The sequence below is a fragment of the Rhizobium sp. S163 genome (assembly GCF_030380805.1).
GTDB lineage: Bacteria > Pseudomonadota > Alphaproteobacteria > Rhizobiales > Rhizobiaceae > Rhizobium.
The window spans coordinates 139,393-155,654 of sequence record NZ_JAUDSA010000014.1 but is presented as its reverse complement, the minus strand read 5'-3'; the positions used below and the strand labels follow the sequence as shown (position 1 = coordinate 155,654).

General features: G+C 57.1%; 19 protein-coding genes. 12 read left to right on the top strand and 7 right to left on the bottom strand.

The genetic code is table 11. The annotated features are described in order from the left end of the window. Genes QTL96_RS13605 through QTL96_RS13595 form a run of 3 tightly spaced genes read left to right on the top strand, consistent with a single transcriptional unit; the run spans position 1 to position 3,895 of the window. Complete coding sequence (locus tag QTL96_RS13605; protein ID WP_289728041.1) at positions 1 to 1,386, top strand: ABC transporter substrate-binding protein; 1,386 nt, start codon at positions 1 to 3, stop codon at positions 1,384 to 1,386. 56 nt (positions 1,387 to 1,442) lie between these two features. Then, on the top strand, positions 1,443 to 1,826 hold the full coding sequence (locus QTL96_RS13600; protein WP_289728040.1) for a VOC family protein: 384 nt from the start codon (positions 1,443 to 1,445) through the stop codon (positions 1,824 to 1,826). Beyond that, positions 1,823 to 3,895 carry an SUMF1/EgtB/PvdO family nonheme iron enzyme gene (locus tag QTL96_RS13595; protein ID WP_289728039.1) on the top strand — a complete coding sequence of 691 codons (2,073 nt, stop codon included), beginning with the start codon at positions 1,823 to 1,825 and terminating at the stop codon, positions 3,893 to 3,895. The genes QTL96_RS13600 and QTL96_RS13595 overlap by 4 nt, the downstream gene beginning before the upstream one ends. A 162-nt stretch (positions 3,896 to 4,057) precedes the next feature. Here QTL96_RS13595 and QTL96_RS13590 read toward each other — a convergent pair whose 3' ends face one another. The 5 genes from QTL96_RS13590 to QTL96_RS13570 all read right to left on the bottom strand — a co-directional run bounded on the left by QTL96_RS13590 (position 4,058) and on the right by QTL96_RS13570 (position 7,754). After that, on the bottom strand, positions 4,058 to 4,291 hold the full coding sequence (locus QTL96_RS13590; RefSeq protein ID WP_289728038.1) for a hypothetical protein: 234 nt from the start codon (positions 4,289 to 4,291) through the stop codon (positions 4,058 to 4,060). Between the two features lie 282 nt (positions 4,292 to 4,573). Further along, complete coding sequence (locus tag QTL96_RS13585) at positions 4,574 to 5,278, bottom strand: DUF899 family protein (protein WP_289728037.1); 705 nt, start codon at positions 5,276 to 5,278, stop codon at positions 4,574 to 4,576. 43 nt (positions 5,279 to 5,321) lie between these two features. Further along, a complete protein-coding gene (locus tag QTL96_RS13580) occupies positions 5,322 to 5,681 on the bottom strand; it encodes a hypothetical protein (RefSeq protein WP_112944006.1) in 360 nt (119 codons plus the stop codon). Positions 5,682 to 6,404: 723 nt separating this feature from the next. Further along, positions 6,405 to 7,187 (bottom strand): exodeoxyribonuclease III, encoded by a 783-nt coding sequence (gene xth, locus QTL96_RS13575; RefSeq protein WP_289728036.1) that lies wholly within the window; start codon positions 7,185 to 7,187, stop codon positions 6,405 to 6,407. An 18-nt stretch (positions 7,188 to 7,205) separates the two neighbouring features. Then, entirely contained in the window at positions 7,206 to 7,754 is a 549-nt protein-coding gene (locus QTL96_RS13570) for a hypothetical protein (RefSeq protein WP_289728035.1), read from the bottom strand. Between the two features lie 507 nt (positions 7,755 to 8,261). On the opposite strand from QTL96_RS13570, the gene QTL96_RS13565 reads away from it, so the two are divergent. From QTL96_RS13565 to QTL96_RS13550, 4 genes are all read left to right on the top strand, one after another. Continuing rightward, on the top strand, positions 8,262 to 8,639 hold the full coding sequence (locus QTL96_RS13565; protein WP_112946076.1) for a response regulator: 378 nt from the start codon (positions 8,262 to 8,264) through the stop codon (positions 8,637 to 8,639). Positions 8,640 to 8,785: 146 nt separating this feature from the next. After that, entirely contained in the window at positions 8,786 to 9,610 is an 825-nt protein-coding gene (locus QTL96_RS13560; RefSeq protein WP_289728034.1) for an alpha/beta hydrolase, read from the top strand. A 141-nt stretch (positions 9,611 to 9,751) separates the two neighbouring features. Continuing rightward, positions 9,752 to 10,156 (top strand): GFA family protein, encoded by a 405-nt coding sequence (locus QTL96_RS13555; RefSeq protein WP_112946074.1) that lies wholly within the window; start codon positions 9,752 to 9,754, stop codon positions 10,154 to 10,156. Positions 10,157 to 10,378: 222 nt separating this feature from the next. Beyond that, complete coding sequence (locus QTL96_RS13550; protein ID WP_289728156.1) at positions 10,379 to 11,014, top strand: glutathione S-transferase; 636 nt, start codon at positions 10,379 to 10,381, stop codon at positions 11,012 to 11,014. 326 nt (positions 11,015 to 11,340) lie between these two features. Here QTL96_RS13550 and QTL96_RS13545 read toward each other — a convergent pair whose 3' ends face one another. Next, a complete protein-coding gene (locus tag QTL96_RS13545) occupies positions 11,341 to 11,784 on the bottom strand; it encodes a pyridoxamine 5'-phosphate oxidase family protein (protein ID WP_113011648.1) in 444 nt (147 codons plus the stop codon). Here QTL96_RS13545 and QTL96_RS13540 point away from each other — a divergent pair. The 5 genes from QTL96_RS13540 to QTL96_RS13520 all read left to right on the top strand — a co-directional run bounded on the left by QTL96_RS13540 (position 11,777) and on the right by QTL96_RS13520 (position 14,878). After that, complete coding sequence (locus tag QTL96_RS13540) at positions 11,777 to 12,145, top strand: hypothetical protein (protein WP_289728033.1); 369 nt, start codon at positions 11,777 to 11,779, stop codon at positions 12,143 to 12,145. The two genes, QTL96_RS13545 and QTL96_RS13540, sit on opposite strands and share 8 nt — an antisense overlap. A gap of 186 nt (positions 12,146 to 12,331) precedes the next feature. Further along, positions 12,332 to 12,553, top strand: coding sequence for a hypothetical protein (locus tag QTL96_RS13535; protein WP_289728032.1), 222 nt, complete (start codon positions 12,332 to 12,334; stop codon positions 12,551 to 12,553). A 129-nt stretch (positions 12,554 to 12,682) separates the two neighbouring features. After that, complete coding sequence (locus tag QTL96_RS13530) at positions 12,683 to 13,087, top strand: AprI/Inh family metalloprotease inhibitor (protein ID WP_289728031.1); 405 nt, start codon at positions 12,683 to 12,685, stop codon at positions 13,085 to 13,087. A gap of 211 nt (positions 13,088 to 13,298) precedes the next feature. Further along, on the top strand, positions 13,299 to 13,892 hold the full coding sequence (locus QTL96_RS13525) for a DUF6088 family protein (protein ID WP_113198902.1): 594 nt from the start codon (positions 13,299 to 13,301) through the stop codon (positions 13,890 to 13,892). A gap of 20 nt (positions 13,893 to 13,912) precedes the next feature. Continuing rightward, complete coding sequence (locus QTL96_RS13520; RefSeq protein ID WP_289728030.1) at positions 13,913 to 14,878, top strand: nucleotidyl transferase AbiEii/AbiGii toxin family protein; 966 nt, start codon at positions 13,913 to 13,915, stop codon at positions 14,876 to 14,878. 193 nt (positions 14,879 to 15,071) lie between these two features. Here QTL96_RS13520 and QTL96_RS13515 read toward each other — a convergent pair whose 3' ends face one another. Beyond that, entirely contained in the window at positions 15,072 to 16,259 is a 1,188-nt protein-coding gene (locus QTL96_RS13515; protein WP_289728029.1) for an ATP-binding protein, read from the bottom strand. Positions 16,260 to 16,262: the final 3 nt, after the last annotated feature.

The following is a 16,262-nucleotide window of genomic DNA, read 5'->3' as shown; positions in this document are numbered from 1 at the left end:
ATGTCCACACTGACGATCAGTCTTGAAAAGGTTGATTTCCTGCCACCGACGCGGGTGACCGACGACACCAGCGTACTGACGCTCAAGAACCTGGTGTTCGAGCCGCTTTTGAAATGGCATGACGGACAGGTGCTGCCAGCACTGTTTTCCGGTTGGACGCACGGCGACGACGGCCGGGAATGGCGGTTTACCATCCGCAAGGGTGCGAATTTCCACGACGGAAAGCCCTGTGTTGCCGCTGATGTGATCGAATTCATCGATGGTATTGTCGAAGCGGTCGATACTTTCGGCATGAAGTGGTCTTACGCTCGCTATCTGGCCGATGCAAAAATCACCGCAGAAGGCGACACCACTGTCGTTGTCCTTAACCCCCGACCCTTTGCAGATATTCTCGACATTTTCTCGGAGTTCTACATCTGCAGGCTCGCAAGTGACGGCCAGCCAATCCTTGGAACAGGGCCATTTCGCGTTCGCTCGTTCGAACCCAAGGCAAAGGCTGTGCTCGAGCGTGTCGTCGGCAATGGCGAGCCCCGGGAGATCGTTGCCATTGCCGAGGCATCCGCAGACAAACGCCTTTCGATGCTGACATCGGGTGCCGTCGACGTAGCGCTCAACCTAGAACGCGTCGATGGACGTCTCGACTTCGATGATCGCTTCCAGTGGGGGAAGGCGGTCAATACGCTGTCGGTGATGTTCTACCTCAATTGCCAGGACGGTGTATTCCGCTCGCCGCAGGCCCGACTTGCCGCCAATCACGCCGTCGACACTGGGCGCATCGCAGAAGAAATCTTCCACGGCCTAGCTGTTCCGTCATCGAGCATAGTCAGCCCTCATCATCTGGGCATGGCGACGGCAGGACTGTCACCGATCGTCTTCGATCCAGAGCGCGCGCGCCACTTGTTAGCGCAGGTTAGGGGCAGCAAGCGGATCAAACTGCGCACGCCCACTTTCATGCCCGAGCGAGCCATTGAGGTCAGCCGCTTTGTGGCAACCGCACTGGAGGCTGTTGGCTTTGAAGTGGAGGTCGAAGTTGAGACCGACCGGCCGGAATATGCGCGCCAGATCGGCCGTAAGGAAATGGGAGACATGGCGATTTTCGATTCATCGCCGCACAGCACCTATAGGATCCTGAACGACAAGATCTCGAGCGTCCCGAAGGCTGTGTGGTGGCAGGGCTATGACGACGAAGAGGCGGAGCGCCTCATCGCTTCGGCCAACAGTGCCGTCGAAGCGCAGGCGCGTGAAGCGGCGTACGCAGCCTGCTTGACCTATCTCAACGCCAATCCGCCCTGGCTTTACCTCGTGCATCCCGTCGATGTTTTCGCCGCGCGCGAGGGGATCGCCGGCCTATCCATCGATCACAAGGGCACGTTGATCATCGCCTGAGATCACCTCCTGAGACTATCGCCTGAGATCATCGCCCGCGCATGTGAGGACCGACCATGAAAAAAGACCATTCGATTACCTTCTTCTACTATGACGACATCAACACAGTGGTCTCGTTCTACGAACAGACCCTTGGCTTCGAACTGGTCCTCGACCAGGGCCTCGCACGCATCTACCGGATCGCCGAGAACTGCTACTTCGGCATTGTCGACGGAAATCGCGGCCACCTAAAGCACCAGGAAAAGAGCGCAGTGTTGCTCACGATCGTCTCGCAGGATGTCGAGGGCTGGCACGCCAAACTCAAGGAGGCCGGCGTCTCAGGTCAGTCGGAGATGCTGCGCGGCCGTTTCTGCGAGCATTTCTTCTTTGAAGATCCCGCTGGCTATGCGATCGAGATCCAACGTTTCCACAACCCCGACGTGGCGAAGCTGTTTCAATGACCGGCATGAACGACAGGCCACTTACTCCAAAATTGGAGGCGATCCTTGCCGAAGCGCGGGCGTTTGCGCGGGCGCCGCTCCTTGGTCTTCCAGACGGATCGGTGGCCGATCTCGCAACGGGTTACATCCCGCTCCTCGTCAACTTCACCTTCGAAGACAAGGCAGCCAAGGGGCTGCGCAAACTGGAAGATCAGACAGAACCCGAGCCTCCGGTTTATTTCACGGCACTGGAAATGGTGCGCGACCATGCTGCGGTGATCCTTGCCGGCGAGACCGGCAGCGGCAAGACCAGCTTTGCGCGCAGTCTTGCGTCCAGGCTAGCTGTCGGCGCGTCGGCCTTGCAATCGCAGGCGGTATTCCGGAACGATCTGGGAACCGTGCACAAGGAGCACTGGGGTTTAGAGGGCGTCGTCCCCCTTTATATTTCCGTGACCGGATCGAGCTCTTTCGAGACCCTCCTGGGAGATGCTGGCGTCAGCATCGGCGATCTTATTGACGATCAGATGCTGACTGATACATCAGCCACCGTCCTCATTATTATCGACGCGCTTGAGGCTGCCGGCGAAGAGGGTCCCCGCGTGCTCGCCGATGCGCTGGCGTTCCAAAAGACCCACCCACGGATCCGTCTGCTGGCACTTGGAGAGATATCCGTCGTCAAGAGCTGGCCGCTTCCAGCTGATTGCGTTCGCTACGATCTTCTCCCGCTTTTGAAGACGCAGCGCATCGATGCTGCAGCCCGCCTGGCAGGGCTCGATCTGGCAGGCTCGAATGTCGCCCTTGGCGCTGCGGCCGCCAACCCGGCACAGTTCGCCATGGCGATGGCATGCGCAGATGCTGGGGAAACCGCCGAAGTGATCACGGATCGCTGGGTCGCCCGGATTGCCGGCGACGAAAAGACAGCGGGCCTTTTATGCGGTCTTGCCTACGATGCCTTGAGCGGCAAGAGCGACGATCCCGCACTCTTTCCGGTGACCCGGGTCCGCCAACTGCTGGCGACGCGCCATCTTGCATCGCAATCACCTGAAGAAGCGGTCCAACCCTATCATAAGAACCCAACCCTCTGGACACCGGTTCTAAAGGGACTGGCAAGGCGTCTTTCAGGCACACCGGCAGCCGAAGGGCTCGTGGAGGCCTTGCTCGCAGGCGATGGCTGCGAGGTCCTTCGGGGGGCGCTCCTTGCCGCCGAACTTTTGAGCGAAAGCAGTCGGCTTCGTGACCCCTTGAAGGCACATCTCGTTGCTATCGTGAGCAATGGCGCGCTTTCGGCGCGCGAACGCGAACAGGCGGCTCGTATTCTCTCGCGCTGGGGCGATCCGCGTGATCTGCAGGCACTTGCGGAAATTCCTGCTGGCACCTTCACCTTCGGTTCTGACACGCATCCGAACTCCGAGCCTCCGCATACGGTTGCGGTGGAGGCGTTCCGGATCGGCATCTACCCGGTGACCAACCGCGATTACGGCGCCTTCGTCGAGGCGACGAGCCGCCTCTGGCGCAGTCCTGACGGCTTTGCCGCGGATCGCCGCAATGCTCCTGCAACGGACCTCACCTGGCGCGATGCGCGCGCCTATTGTGATTGGTTGACTGAACGTTGGCGAGACGAGGGACGCATCTTGTCGGATGAGGTCGTGCGCCTGCCGAGCGAGCCGGAATGGGAGCGCGCCGCGCGCGGCGATCAGCCCGACGAGGGCGCCGGCACGATCGTCTATCCCTGGGGTTCAACATGGCAGGACGACGCCTCGAATTCCGAAGAAGCCGGGTTCAACACCACCTGTGCGGTCGGCCTATTCCCGAAGGGCAGGTCGCCTTACGGGTGTTACGACATGGCGGGACAGGTCTGGGAGTGGGCGACCACGCTTTGGGGCGACGACATGGCGACACCGCATTACAGATATCCTTATGCCGACGACGGCCGGGAGGCGCCGGACGCCGGTCCATCTATCCGCCGTGTGCTGCGCGGAGGGTGCTTTTCCAGTGGCAAACTCAAGGCTTGCTGTACCTATCGCGGTAGCCTGGAACCCGATGGTTTTTGGCGTGGCAACGGTTTTCGTATCGTGGTCGCACGGCTCTGAGGATGCGGCGATCTCGCAACGCGGTATCAGGTTGCGGCCATCGCACGACCGGTACTCATTGAGCTTGCCTCGCGATCAGCGTTGCGGGCCAATGGGACAGCATGCGCGCGTGATGAACAACGCTCGAAGGTCCGACCTTTCGCCGATCGGTCCAAATCGAGGTCATATATCGGATGCGCGTTGCCAATCCTTGAGGTGCCATTCCTTGACGGCAACGCCTGTTCTGGAATCAAGCCTGCCAAAGTTAAAGATCAGCAAGACGATACCGAGCGCCACGGGAGCAGCCCAGATGAAATCAGGCGTCTTCAACGGACAGGAAAAGACTGCAGCTCCCAAGAGGAAGAACACGGTGCTTGCTAGCAAAAGACGGCAACGGGTGGAGCGCAAGAATGTCATCAAAACCTCGATCTGGCAGTGACATCAGTATCCACGGTCGCGCTTGCTTGTTACAGACAAGGCGTTTCAAAATTTACGGTGTTTGAAGCATGGCAGTGCCGCCTGTCAGGCTTGAACCAATCAAGAGATTGCTCGCAGTCAACCGCCGCGGCACTTTGAATTCGCAATACGCTTCTTTCCCACTGCGCGCGGTGGCCCCGAAACTAAGGGAGATGAGGTGTTCGAAGACCGCGCCTGCGCCACCACTGGCGTGGATGGCCCATTGGGTTGCGCGGTTGCGCCTCAGTAATTGAGTTTGGGATACCAGTCTGTCCCTCGCCCCGCAGGCGTCAGGTCCAGAATATTCCAAAGAGGTGCGATATCGACGGCTCCTCTTGGATCCTGCCCGGGGTCGGCTGCTTGTGGTGGCATTTCGCCATTGTAGAACACATGGACCTGCTGATCTATCTTTTGATAGACTGTAAGGCCTGGATACTCGTGACCCTTATCATCCAACAGACCCAAATTTCGCGCATACTCGTCGCCTACCGTCTGAACGAAATCGAGGTCACGCCAGCCTCGCTCTATAGCGAACGCCCGCTGACGTTCTACCGGACTCCGGCCAAGTATCTTGAAGGCAACACGTTGCTTGATGTCGGCTCCATTCCCGTTTGCCCCACCAAGGAAGTTCGTACACATAGGGCAGGGGCGTTCACGCTGTGGGCCGAACATCCAGAAATAGGTCAAAAGCGTGTCGTGGGAACCAAAGAGGTCAATCAAACCGACATCGCTGCCGTTTTCGTCCTGGAAACGGTAGTTCTTCTCAATCGCCGGGCCTAAGGGCAGGCGCCGGCGTTGCTCGGCGAGGCGGGTCAGATGACGCCGCACTTCGATCTCTTCCGCCAGTAGGGCCATCCGTGCCTTGGCATAGTCAGGGCTCTCGTTCTCGAACCGTGACACCCGCGTAGCGGCCAGATCCTTGGCAGGTTTTAACTCGGTCATGTCCATGTCCTCACTCCCTTGTCTCGGTTACAATCATCGCGCCAGGTGATCAGTCTATTGCAGGCTCGGCCAAAACGATCCGGTTGTTGTCGGCATCAAAGAAACTCGCAACGGCGCCAAAGGGTCCGCGTGCCTCGCTATTGGGCACGATGCCTTGCGCCGACAAGCGCTGTATTTCGACGGCGAGATCGGGGACGACGATCGTCATCACCCCGCTTCCCGCCCGCGTCTTGTCGCCCCAAAGCTGGAGGCCCCCCGTCGCGCTCAAATTGCGCCATTGCGCCATCTGGGCAAGCGGATGGTCGTCGGCTGGACGACCGAGGAAACACTCGTACCACATCAATGCCGTCGAAAGGTCACTTACGGTTGCGGCAGCAAATATGCCTTGCACGTTCAGGTGTGATGCCATTGCAGTTCTCATCGTTTACATCGTCTCAAGGACGTTTATGGCGTTCACGTTCCGACAGTGATGTCGACTTTTCCGCAAATCTAATCACGATCCGCTCTGCAATGCCTTGGCTTTGTCCCGGTTGCACTGCGTCCTCACCTACTTTGCGTCTGTCGGTGCCCACAGGGCCGTCAGTCCAAGGATGTCCCTAAAGCAGAGGACGTGTTCATGGACACGCGCCTGTGACCGCTCCGATCGCGGTCGTCAGCTCAAAGTACCACCATGAGTGCTGGAGTTTTGGATTGCTCTGATGACAGCGCATATGGTCGAGCTTGCGGATCCGGACAGCGGCCCATCTTGTCCGGGGGCCGACCCAGGACGCTTACGGCCGATATGAAGCCGATTAGCTTGGCTGGCCACATGTCACCTTCAGATGACATAGCCTTGATCAAGTTGGATCAACAGGTGTGAAACCTGTCTTCAACCTCGGCGCTCTTGGTCGAGCGATGGGCTACATGACAGGTGACAGGCGACATGCAAAACTGGGCCCGTAGCGACAAAAGAACTGGGCCCTCCTTAAATAGGGGCTGATGAAGCGGACAGACCATGACATTCTCCGCTGTTTTCACGCGGAGTGAAGCGATGGCGTCGGGGTTCGAAGTTGCTCTTCTTGGGCCGCACCCTTTCCAAATGCAGTCCGTCTCGGCCGCCCCGGGGTGTCAGGCATAGCCCCAACTGCCATTGTCACGTCTCGGGCCGGTCGATCTCGAATACCACCGGCGCATGGTCGCTCGTGTGCTCCCAGCTTCGCGGCTTACGCCGAACGCTCGCTGTCTTCAGAAAGGGCGCGATAGCTGGACTAAGCAGGGCGTGGTCAATGCGGAGACCTGCGTTGCGCTCAAACGCGTTTCTCCAGTATTTCCAGAAGGTGTAGATACGCTCATCTGGATGCAGATGCCGGATCGCGTCGGTCCAGCCCTGTGCCACCAGGTCGGAATATGCTTTGCGAACCTGGGGCCGAAACAAAGCGTCATCGAGCCACCGTTCCGGCTTGTAAACGTCCAAATCCGTCGGAATGACGTTGAAATCTCCTATTAGAAGGGCAGGGACGTCGAGATCGAGCAATTCAGCAGCGTATTCATGAAGGCGCTTGAACCAGTGAAGTTTATAGTCGAATTTCGGGCCGGGTGCTGGATTGCCATTGGGCAGGTACAGGCAACAGATCAAGATGCCATCAACGGCGGCTTCAATGTAACGGCTGTTGCTATCGTCGGGGTCACCCGGCAGCCCCTTGCGAGTTAGGTGAGGTTCTTGACCTCTTGCAAGAATAGCGACGCCGTTCCAGCTCTTTTGACCTTGCCAAACGGCGCCATATCCGGCCCTTTCCAACTCCCGATGGGGAAATTTGCCGTCGGAACACTTAAGTTCCTGCAGGCAAACCACGTCGGCCCTTTCCTCCTTCAGCCAACGAAGGAGGACATCCAGGCGCCCGTTGATGCCGTTTATATTGTAGGTCGCGATCTCCATCACACAAGCTAGCTTTCGCTAGCGACCGCCTGGAAAGCTCTGCTTTTGACGCAACGCGTCGAGCTCCTCGTTCGGACTCATGCTTTGATCGAGCGGATCCTGATGTCGGTCGCCTGTGGTTCGCTGATGTCCAGTTGGAAGTACGTCGTCGACGACGTCGTCAGGAAGCTGTTCCGTCAAATCATATGCGCGCACGCGGGCAGAGCTCGCCTCGCCACTGCGCGAGAAGCGCCCGATGCCGGTCGCAGCGCCGGCTACGGCATCGGCCTGGTATATGTCGCCTTGAGAACCGCTCGGCTTTTGATCGTGCGCAGCGCTCCACCCACCGGTTCGCCAGAGATCAGCGCGCTCATCGATGTCGACTGCGCCATCGTCATCGAGAATGTCGTGGGCTGCCTCGTAGGTCGTGCCATCGACCGAAACCGAGACAAGGAAACCGCCGCGGCGAAGTCCTTCTGCATAAAGGTTACGGTCGTCGTCAGGGAAGAGCCAGTCTCCGAGTTTGAACCAGAAGCTGCCGGCATCGTTGGAGCTGGACGCTTCGCCATCGGCTTCGTAGCCAGCCATCAGCCGCACGTCTCCAAGGCCTGCTGACCTCAGCCTTACGATGGCTCGATCAGCGTCGCTTCGGTTGTCGAAGAAAGCGGTCAGGGCGCTCTTCGCTCTGCCTGTCGCGGAATTTAGTCCGTTGTCACTTGATATACTGGTCATGATTTCCTCCTACGTCTGAGTTGCCAACGAGCAAGAATGGTTAAGGTTCCGCGGGCCTCTAGAGGCAGGTTTACCAGGTATCAACTGGCTCTGGCCCGTCAGGCGCCCGCCATGATTACTCTGCCAATCATGGTCGTCGAGCGTCGACCGTGCGAGTGCCTGCGCGTGTCGGGGGAGGGGAGACGTTCTGCAGGACACAGGATAGTAACGATGATCCCAGGAGCGAGCTTCGAACGATGGCAGGGCGCACCTTACATGGGGTCATTCGTATTTTATTAAATATGTCCGCGAATACTCTGACCTGAGGGGCGATCTAAATCTGGGCAAACGAGTTCACCTCGTATCCACGGAACGGAGACGGCCATGTACCAGCGTACCGTACTAATTGTCGAAGACGAGTTCTTGATCCGGATGGTGCTAGCAGACACTTTGGCTGACGAGGGCTATGATGTCGTCGAAGCAGGAAACGTTCTCGAAGCCGTCGCAGTGCTCGGACATCGAAAGATCGACGCCGTCATCACCGATATTGATATGCCCGGCGGTCTGAGCGGCCTCGACCTCGCGCGAATGATGTCGATCAAGCATGCGAACGTCCCCATCATTATCGCTTCCGGCGGTCGGCTGCTCGGGTCAGAAGAACTACCGGGTGATGCGGTGTTCGTGCCCAAGCCATATGGCATGTCAGCTATGGCGTCGATGGTCGACGAAATGACCTCTTGCGATAGGCGACGCCTGGCCTGATCAGGCAAAGAAACGTCCGGCCGTTCAAATGTTCGGCACTAGAAACCCTTTGCGACGCGTATACCAAGGTGTGGTTGACGCCCTCAGAGGAACAAGTTCGGTTGAACCGGGTTTGATCGTCTCGAAACCAAACTAAGGGATGAGAGATGACCCAGATCGTATTCGTGCATGGCATGTTCCAGAACCCGAAAAGCTGGGACCGCTGGAGCCGTTTGTTTTCCGAGCGCGGATACGAGTGCCTCGCGCCCGCATGGCCGCTACATGACGGTGAGCCTGGGGGCCTGCGCCAGAACCCTCCCAGCGGGCTCGGCGAACTTGGTCTTGACGAGATTTACGCGAGCATCGTCGCCGTCGTGTCCAAGCTTGATCGACCGATTGTTGTCGGCCACTCGGTAGGCGGCCTGATCGCCCAGAAGCTTCTGGCAGCGGACCTGGTTTCTGGCGCCGTCGCGATCGCGTCTGTTGCACCGAACGCGATGCTTGATTTCGACTGGGGTTTCATCAAAAACAGCGCCATTATCGCCAACCCATTGAAGGGTGACGAACCTGTCTTTATGGATGCTGAAACGTTCCACGATGCGTTCGCCAATACGCTGACCGAAGAACAGGCGGCAGCGGCGTTTGTCCAGACCGCGACGCATGATAGCCGCAACGTTCTACGCGATTGCATGGGCGTTTCCGGTAAGATCGACTTGTCGCGCCCACATGCGCCGCTTCTCTTGGTCGCTGCTGAGAAGGACGAGATCATCCCGGCACACTTAAGCGAGAAAAACTTCAGAGCATATGATGACAATGGTAGCGTAACGGCCTTCCAGGAATTTACGAACCGAAGTCACTACATCTGCAACGAGCCGGGCTGGGAAGAGGTCGCGACCTTCGTGGCAAACTGGTTAGATGAAACATTGCCGGCATCATCGCGAGACAATGCGGCGTCGGTTACGCAAACGCCTTCAACCGCCGCTGTTCGATGACTGGGAGACCCTGGCACGGAGCCTTAGGCTGCCGAGGCGCTCCAGTTGTCTGCATTAAAAAAGATGTGCCAGCCGGATTTTGATCAAGCGTTGCCGCGATCACCGCTAGAGATGGATCCTAGATGTCTCAGGGAGATAGAAATGCACATAGACGGCCAGTGCCAGTGCGGACAGGTCGCTTACGAGGCCGACATCGCGCCAGAGGATGTCTCAATTTGCCACTGCGAGGATTGCCAGAGGTTGACTGGAACGGCATATCGCGTCTCTGTAAGCGCACGGCGCGAACAGTTTTGGGTGACGTCAGGCGAGCCGAAGCTATACATCAAGGTCGCCGCCAGTGGACGCAGACGCTTGCAGTATTTTTGCGCCAACTGCGGGTCACCTATCTTTACGACAGGTGAGACGGACGATGCTGCGAAAGTGGGAATTCGGCTTGGTACGATAAATCAACGTCGTAAATTGCAGCCACGATCGCAGTCGTGGTGCTCATCCGCACTATCGTGGACGCAAGACCTTCGCGACCTTCCGCAGCGCGACCGTGAATAGGCAAAGCATCCTCCGACGAATTCGAAATTTGGCATGTTCGATTTTGCTGCAGCGGATCTAGATGACAAGAGATGCCGCGTCGGTCAAAAGCCACGTGCCGGCTTTCCGGTATCCGCCGGTCGTAATTTGTGTGTGGTCTCTGCCGTTGATCGCTCGCATCTAGACGCAAAGTGATCTGGGACACGTAAGCAAACGATGGGTCAGCAACAGGCGGAGAAATTTGTGCTCATAGTTCATCATCTGAACAATAGTCGGTCCCAAAGGGTCCTCTGGATGCTTGAGGAACTCGAGGCGGAATACGACATCCGGCGCTACAAGCGTCGGGTCGACATGCGTGCTCCAGAAGAGTTGAAGAAGGTGCATCCCCTCGGCAAGTCTCCTGTCATCGAAGACGTTGTTGACGGCCACCGGACTGTTTTTGTCGAAACTGGCGCTATCTGCGAATATCTCGTTGACCGATCTGGTGGTTTTCTCGGCCCGCCGGATGGAGCAGATGGTATCCGCCGATACCAGCTATTTCTACATTACGCTGAAGGTTCGGTGATGCCAGTACTGTTTGCGCTACTTGTGGTCTCGCAGGTGCCGATACTCGGCCGCTTTGCCGCCCAGAAGGTGCGGCCGATGCTCAAAGTCCATCTCGATTATATCGAAGCGGAGCTTGCTTCGCGTCCGTGGTTCGCCGGAGATGCGATTTCGGCAGCCGACATCATGATGAGTTTTCCGTTGGAGGCTGTGCGGGCGAAAGTGGGTCTCGAGCATTGCGGGCCTTCGACGAATGCATGGCTGGATCGAATACACGCTCGCCCGGCCTATCTGCGAGCATTGGCCAAAGGCGGCCCCTACCGCTTCATCGACTAGTGTCCCAAGGCGTCAAGCACCTCGTGAGCTTTGTTTGCATTGCCTGATTAGTACTCCTGAGGCAATAACAGGCGTGCCCCTGAATGGCTGCAAGGCTTCCACCCTATCTCTTTTTTTAAGGTAGGCCACGCCGAAGCCATCGACGAAGGTCGGTGAGGCGCTGCTCTGCCGAGACTAATTTGGGAGTGGGTGATCGCAGAGTACGGGAATGACCACCCTCTGTTGGATCGGTTTTCCTGGTGCCGACAGACGGAAACGTTGTGCGCACGACGTGAACACGACGACAAAAGCTGCGTGGATTGGTCTGACCGATCGGCCACGGCCTACTACCTTTTTGGCACGGCGACTTCGCCGTTGTCCTCGCCGTCCCAATAATAGACCGATAAAGCTGACACCTTTATCAAGACTAAATCCGGAGTCTCCGCACCTTCAGGAAACCAGCGTTCCAAACCTGAAACCCAGTGTTCCTTGAAGGTGGCGTTGTCCCGAACGATCGACGCTTTTCCTTGGATCGCAATGAAGATGCCTGGCTTCCCTAAGAGACCCGGCGGCTCCGTGAAGGTCAGCAAGACGTCATCGACGCCCTCGATCTCGCCGATTTTCCGGGTGTGCTCGTAGGAAAAGAACCAGGAGTCACCATTATACTCGACATCGCCATTGTTGCTCATCGGGCGGCTGAAAATCCTTCGCATGCCGTCAGTCGTCGATAGCATGCAGAAATCGATTTTCTTGATCTTCGATGCAAGGTCTTCGAATGTCATCGTGGCCATCGCCATCTCCCATTGTGGTGTAGGAGTTATCGTTCGCGCGACCCGATTGTTCCGGAGACTGCAAACTATTCCTGCGAACGACGTTGCAACAGACGATGAGGGCTCCTCGGGATTGTTGATCGACATTCTCGACGGACACGGCAGCCAGGTAACGGGAATGGGTGAGTATGATACGGTGCTCGAGCCCTATGGCTTTCGCGGGCAACGGTCGGGTGGCCTGGAGCTACCTGCTGAAGCGAAGCGAGGTACAGCCAACGTTGCGCTGGCCGCTAACGTTCCGTATCGCTTGAGCCCGGGCCTCGACGCCGAGTTTCGAAAAGATATTGTTAGAGCGGGTAAGTGCAGTCCTGCGGAAGAATGAGTTCATCGTACGCATTGGCGGCGAGGAGTTCGGCATCCTGCTGGCGACGGCGGATTTGCGGGCCGCCCCTAGACGTGCTGAGGATATATGAGCGCGGATCGCCGAAGGGCGGTAGAGTGGAACGGGAAATCGATGGCTGTGACGACCAGCTAGATGTTGCTGTGTCTAGAGAGCCTGGGGGAGTCAATGAGATTCTGGCTCGCGCTGACGATGGGCTTTACCGGGCAAGCGTGGCGGCAGAAGTCTGGTTGCTCTTTATGGAGAAACGAGCTTGAACACTGGCTAGTGCAGTCGAACGGCAGTTCGCAGCTATCGCAATTGGATCGCGCCGGTAGTCTGTCGATCGACCACGTTCTGACCGAAGGGATTGATCGCAACCAAGATAGTCAGCGTGACAATAAGCGCTGATATGGTCATCAACTGATACTTCATTCGATAATGTCTCCGGATACGCGAACGCAATACCTGTCGCGCAGCGATAAACTGCCATCCGAAACTCAATAAACTGTGAAGCACGAGTGCCCGGGGAAAAATTCGATGTTCGATAGTCGCATGTGCCGCGTCTCCGCGGTGATGGTGGCATTCATAGGGTCGGATGGTCCCGCAGTCAGCCAGGATGTGAGCGAGGGTATTGTCGACACCACTGTCGGAAAATGGCTCCTGACTCTAGAAGATGGTTCACTTGCGTGCCATGTTACGTTGGAGAAGGTCGAGACCATCGGCTGCCGTGTTGTCACCAAAGTTAGACCTTGTGGTCCGCCGTGGCCTGATGAACTTGCAGCCTGGGAGTTTTCCGATGCTGGCATTGTCCTTCGAGACGCCACCCGGAAAGAAATCCTCACCTTTCAAGAGCAGGAGGGCGGACCTTGGAAAATCCCAATTGACGTCTCCCCGGTCATCTATTTCATTCCCGAGCCGGGGAAGACGGATCTCACCTGTTAGCTGAAGATAGGGAAGTTTGCCAACCCGGCATCGACCGACTCAACCTGTGCACCGGCACTCATCTTTTCGTCTGCCTGTGCTCTGGGAGCGATCATTACTATCCTCGCTTTACTTCTCGGCCGACGGCTAAATATGGACCTTGAATGTCAGAAAAAGATGCACTATTTTCTGACGCATGAAAAGCGTCGTGGGTTCTGTGCCGGATCGAATTATGAAGCGCGCCCGTGCTGGCGGGCGCGGCGGCGTTTTCACGCCTAGTGATTTCCTGGATATCGCTGGGCGCGCGGCTGTCGATCAGGCGTTGTCGCGGCTGGTCAAGGGCGGGAAGCTCAGGCGCCTCGCGCGAGGCCTGTACGATTTCCCGAAGGTTCATCCTCAACTCGGGCTGCTTTCGCCTGCCCCAGATGATATCGCGCAAGCGCTGGCGCGCGAGACAGGTTCCCAATTACAGATTGCTGGTGCGCGCGCGGCAAACGACCTTGGTCTTACAACGCAGGTTCCTGCGAAGAACACATATCTCACCGATGGGCCTTCCCGACGTGTTGTTTTGGGCAAGCGCGTAGTCGACCTCCGTCACGCGTCTCCTAAGCATTTGATCGCTCCTGGCAGCGCGGCTGGAACGGTTGTGCAAGCGCTTCGTCATGTTGGGGCGATGCGTGCCGGTGATGTTGTGCAAATCGCGGCGCGCCGACTGTCAGCCAATGACAAAAAGACACTCGCTTCCTCGGCGGTACAAGCGCCAGCTTGGATGAGGCCTACGCTCGTATCAATTGCCAATGCAGCGCCGGGTGAAATCGATGGATAACGTAGCTCTTCTTCCGATCGGTGGTCGCCAATACGATCATCGAGAAAGACTTTTGGGTCTGTTGGACTTTGAAGCGGCTTTTTGGTCTCCATGAGCAAAATGCAGCTACCCTTGTTTTCAAGGGTGGCACATCGCTCTCCAAAGCTTTCAATGCAATCCACCGGTTTTCAGAGGATATCGATCTTTCCTTCGATCGAGCGGAGCTCGGCTATTTCGGTGACAGGGATCCTGAGAAGGAAGGTGTCAGTAAAAAGCGATCGGGCAAACTCATCGTGGCCTTGGTAGATGTGGAGCGGCATATTGCGGAAAAGCTGCTTCCTGCGCTTCGGTCTGCCATCGTCGAGCAGTTAGGTGAGCCGGCGGAAGGTAAGTGGTCGCTGGAAATAGACGCTAGCGATGCGCAGACGGTGAACTTCCATTATCCGACTGCACTCCCCCCCGCAGAATATGACGGGATGGCTTACATCACACCGCGGGTGAAGCTCGAGCTCGGTGCGCGCGGTGATCCGTGGCCGACCGAGTGTAAAATCATTCGTCCTTATGCTGCTGCCGATTTCCCAGGCTTTTTCAAAGAGCCGGAATGCAAGGTAATTGTGCTCTCTGCGCAGCGAACCTTTTGGGAGAAGATAACCGCTTTGCACGCAGAGGCGCACCGTCCTGCGGAGTCGAACACGCCGCAGTATTTCTCACGCCACTATTACGACGTGGCGATGCTTCTCGACACCGAGGAAGGTAAAACCGCAGCAACTGATTTCAATCTTCTGGCAATAGTGGCAAAGCACAAAGCCACATTCTTTCGATCCAGTTGGGCAAGCTACGACACGGCGAAGCCCGGCACGCTGAGATTGTTGCCAAGTGAACTCCGGATCAAAGATCTGCGCGGCGACTATCGCGCCATGGCACCAATGATGTTTGATGAAAAGCCGCTTTCTTTCGATGAGATACTTGCCAAAATCCAAAAGCTTCAAGAACAAATCAATAGCTGAACCAATGTGGCAATTCAGGGGGGGCGTTTATTAGCTCGATCCGATCCATTGACCTGCGGCTCATAGAAGGTCTCGTGGATTCCGTGGAGAAGCTAACCCAAGTGCACCATGCCTGCGCTTTAGGGTAGGGGATCACCCTCCTTCTTCGCGTGCACGACCAAGCATTTTGCCGTTCGGATCACGGAAGGTACAGCTATAGGCGAGGCTCCGGCATCCTCGAAGCCTCGCTTAATTCCTCGCCAAGCTGCGGCAGTGGCAGTACTTCTACTTCGCTGCCGAGAGGATAGGCCTCGGATCCTGGATAAACGACGATGCGGCGAACAGGGTTCAAATCCAGGCAGGCGTTATGGAATCCGCGCTCCACTTTCGGTGTGAGACTTCGCTTGATCTCGATCGCCCAACGGCGTCCGCCGGGCAGGGTGACAATGAGATCGACCTCCGCGCCAGCCGCGGTGCGGTAGAAATTTGTTTGGGTGCCGTTTGGCATTGCGGCATGAAGTGTTTCGATCACAAAACCTTCCCAGCTGGCGCCGGCGACCGGATGACCGAGAATATCCTCAAGCGTTGTCAAACCAAGTAGAGCGTGGAGCAGTCCGGAGTCGCGAACATACACACGCGGCGACTTTACCAGGCGCTTGCCGGCATTGTTGTGCCATGGCTCGAGGCGGCGCACCAGAAGCAGATCCACCATGAGATCGAGATAGGAGGCGACAGTCTTCCCGTCCACGCCGAGCGCGCGAGCGAAGTCTGCCGCATTGAGAAGGCCGGATTGATGGTGTGCCAGCATTGTCCAGAACCGGCGTAGCGTTTCGGCTGGGATCCTTGGTCCAAGAAGCGGAATGTCTCGCTCTAGGTAAGTTCGAATGAAATCAAGCCGCCACCGCTGGCTAACGGCATCTGTTCTGGCCAGAAGACTGTCAGGAAACCCGCCCCTGTTCCACAACGTGTTGAGCTCGGTTTTATTGACCTCAAGGCCGTCAATTGGAGCGAGCTCCAAATATGCGATCCGTCCAGCTAGGCTCTCACCGGACTGTTTCAGGAGATCGATTGAGGCTGAGCCAAGCAAAAGGAAGCGGCCGCTGCGCAGTCCCTTTCGTCGCCCCTTGTCGATTAGTCCGCGAAGATTTTGGAAGAGATCCGGAAGCCGGTGGACTTCGTCGAGAATGACCAGCTTATCTTCGTGACCGGAAAGGTAGAGTTCCGGCTCAGAGAGTTTGGCTCGATCGGCGTCCGATTCCAGATCTAGATAGATCGATGGTCGCTGTTCCCCGATCTCCAATGCGAGCGTTGTTTTTCCGACCTGTCGAGGTCCCAGCAAAGCGACGGCCGGATTGGAATCGATGAGTTCGATGAGTTCTAATGTTTTTCGCCTGCTAATCATCCT

Bases quoted from the DNA above. Each gene is read 5' to 3' on its own strand.
- QTL96_RS13605 (WP_289728041.1), top strand. From the start codon at position 1: ATGTCCACACTGACGATCAGTCTTGAAAAGGTTGATTTCCTGCCACCG.
- QTL96_RS13600 (WP_289728040.1), top strand. From the start codon at position 1,443: ATGAAAAAAGACCATTCGATTACCTTCTTCTACTATGACGACATCAAC.
- QTL96_RS13595 (WP_289728039.1), top strand. From the start codon at position 1,823: ATGACCGGCATGAACGACAGGCCACTTACTCCAAAATTGGAGGCGATC.
- QTL96_RS13590 (WP_289728038.1), bottom strand. From the start codon at position 4,291: ATGACATTCTTGCGCTCCACCCGTTGCCGTCTTTTGCTAGCAAGCACC.
- QTL96_RS13585 (WP_289728037.1), bottom strand. From the start codon at position 5,278: ATGGACATGACCGAGTTAAAACCTGCCAAGGATCTGGCCGCTACGCGG.
- QTL96_RS13580 (WP_112944006.1), bottom strand. From the start codon at position 5,681: ATGGCATCACACCTGAACGTGCAAGGCATATTTGCTGCCGCAACCGTA.
- xth (WP_289728036.1), bottom strand. From the start codon at position 7,187: ATGGAGATCGCGACCTACAATATAAACGGCATCAACGGGCGCCTGGAT.
- QTL96_RS13570 (WP_289728035.1), bottom strand. From the start codon at position 7,754: ATGGCTGGCTACGAAGCCGATGGCGAAGCGTCCAGCTCCAACGATGCC.
- QTL96_RS13565 (WP_112946076.1), top strand. From the start codon at position 8,262: ATGTACCAGCGTACCGTACTAATTGTCGAAGACGAGTTCTTGATCCGG.
- QTL96_RS13560 (WP_289728034.1), top strand. From the start codon at position 8,786: ATGACCCAGATCGTATTCGTGCATGGCATGTTCCAGAACCCGAAAAGC.
- QTL96_RS13555 (WP_112946074.1), top strand. From the start codon at position 9,752: ATGCACATAGACGGCCAGTGCCAGTGCGGACAGGTCGCTTACGAGGCC.
- QTL96_RS13545 (WP_113011648.1), bottom strand. From the start codon at position 11,784: ATGGCCACGATGACATTCGAAGACCTTGCATCGAAGATCAAGAAAATC.
- QTL96_RS13535 (WP_289728032.1), top strand. From the start codon at position 12,332: ATGAGATTCTGGCTCGCGCTGACGATGGGCTTTACCGGGCAAGCGTGG.
- QTL96_RS13530 (WP_289728031.1), top strand. From the start codon at position 12,683: ATGTTCGATAGTCGCATGTGCCGCGTCTCCGCGGTGATGGTGGCATTC.
- QTL96_RS13525 (WP_113198902.1), top strand. From the start codon at position 13,299: ATGAAGCGCGCCCGTGCTGGCGGGCGCGGCGGCGTTTTCACGCCTAGT.
- QTL96_RS13515 (WP_289728029.1), bottom strand. From the start codon at position 16,259: ATGATTAGCAGGCGAAAAACATTAGAACTCATCGAACTCATCGATTCC.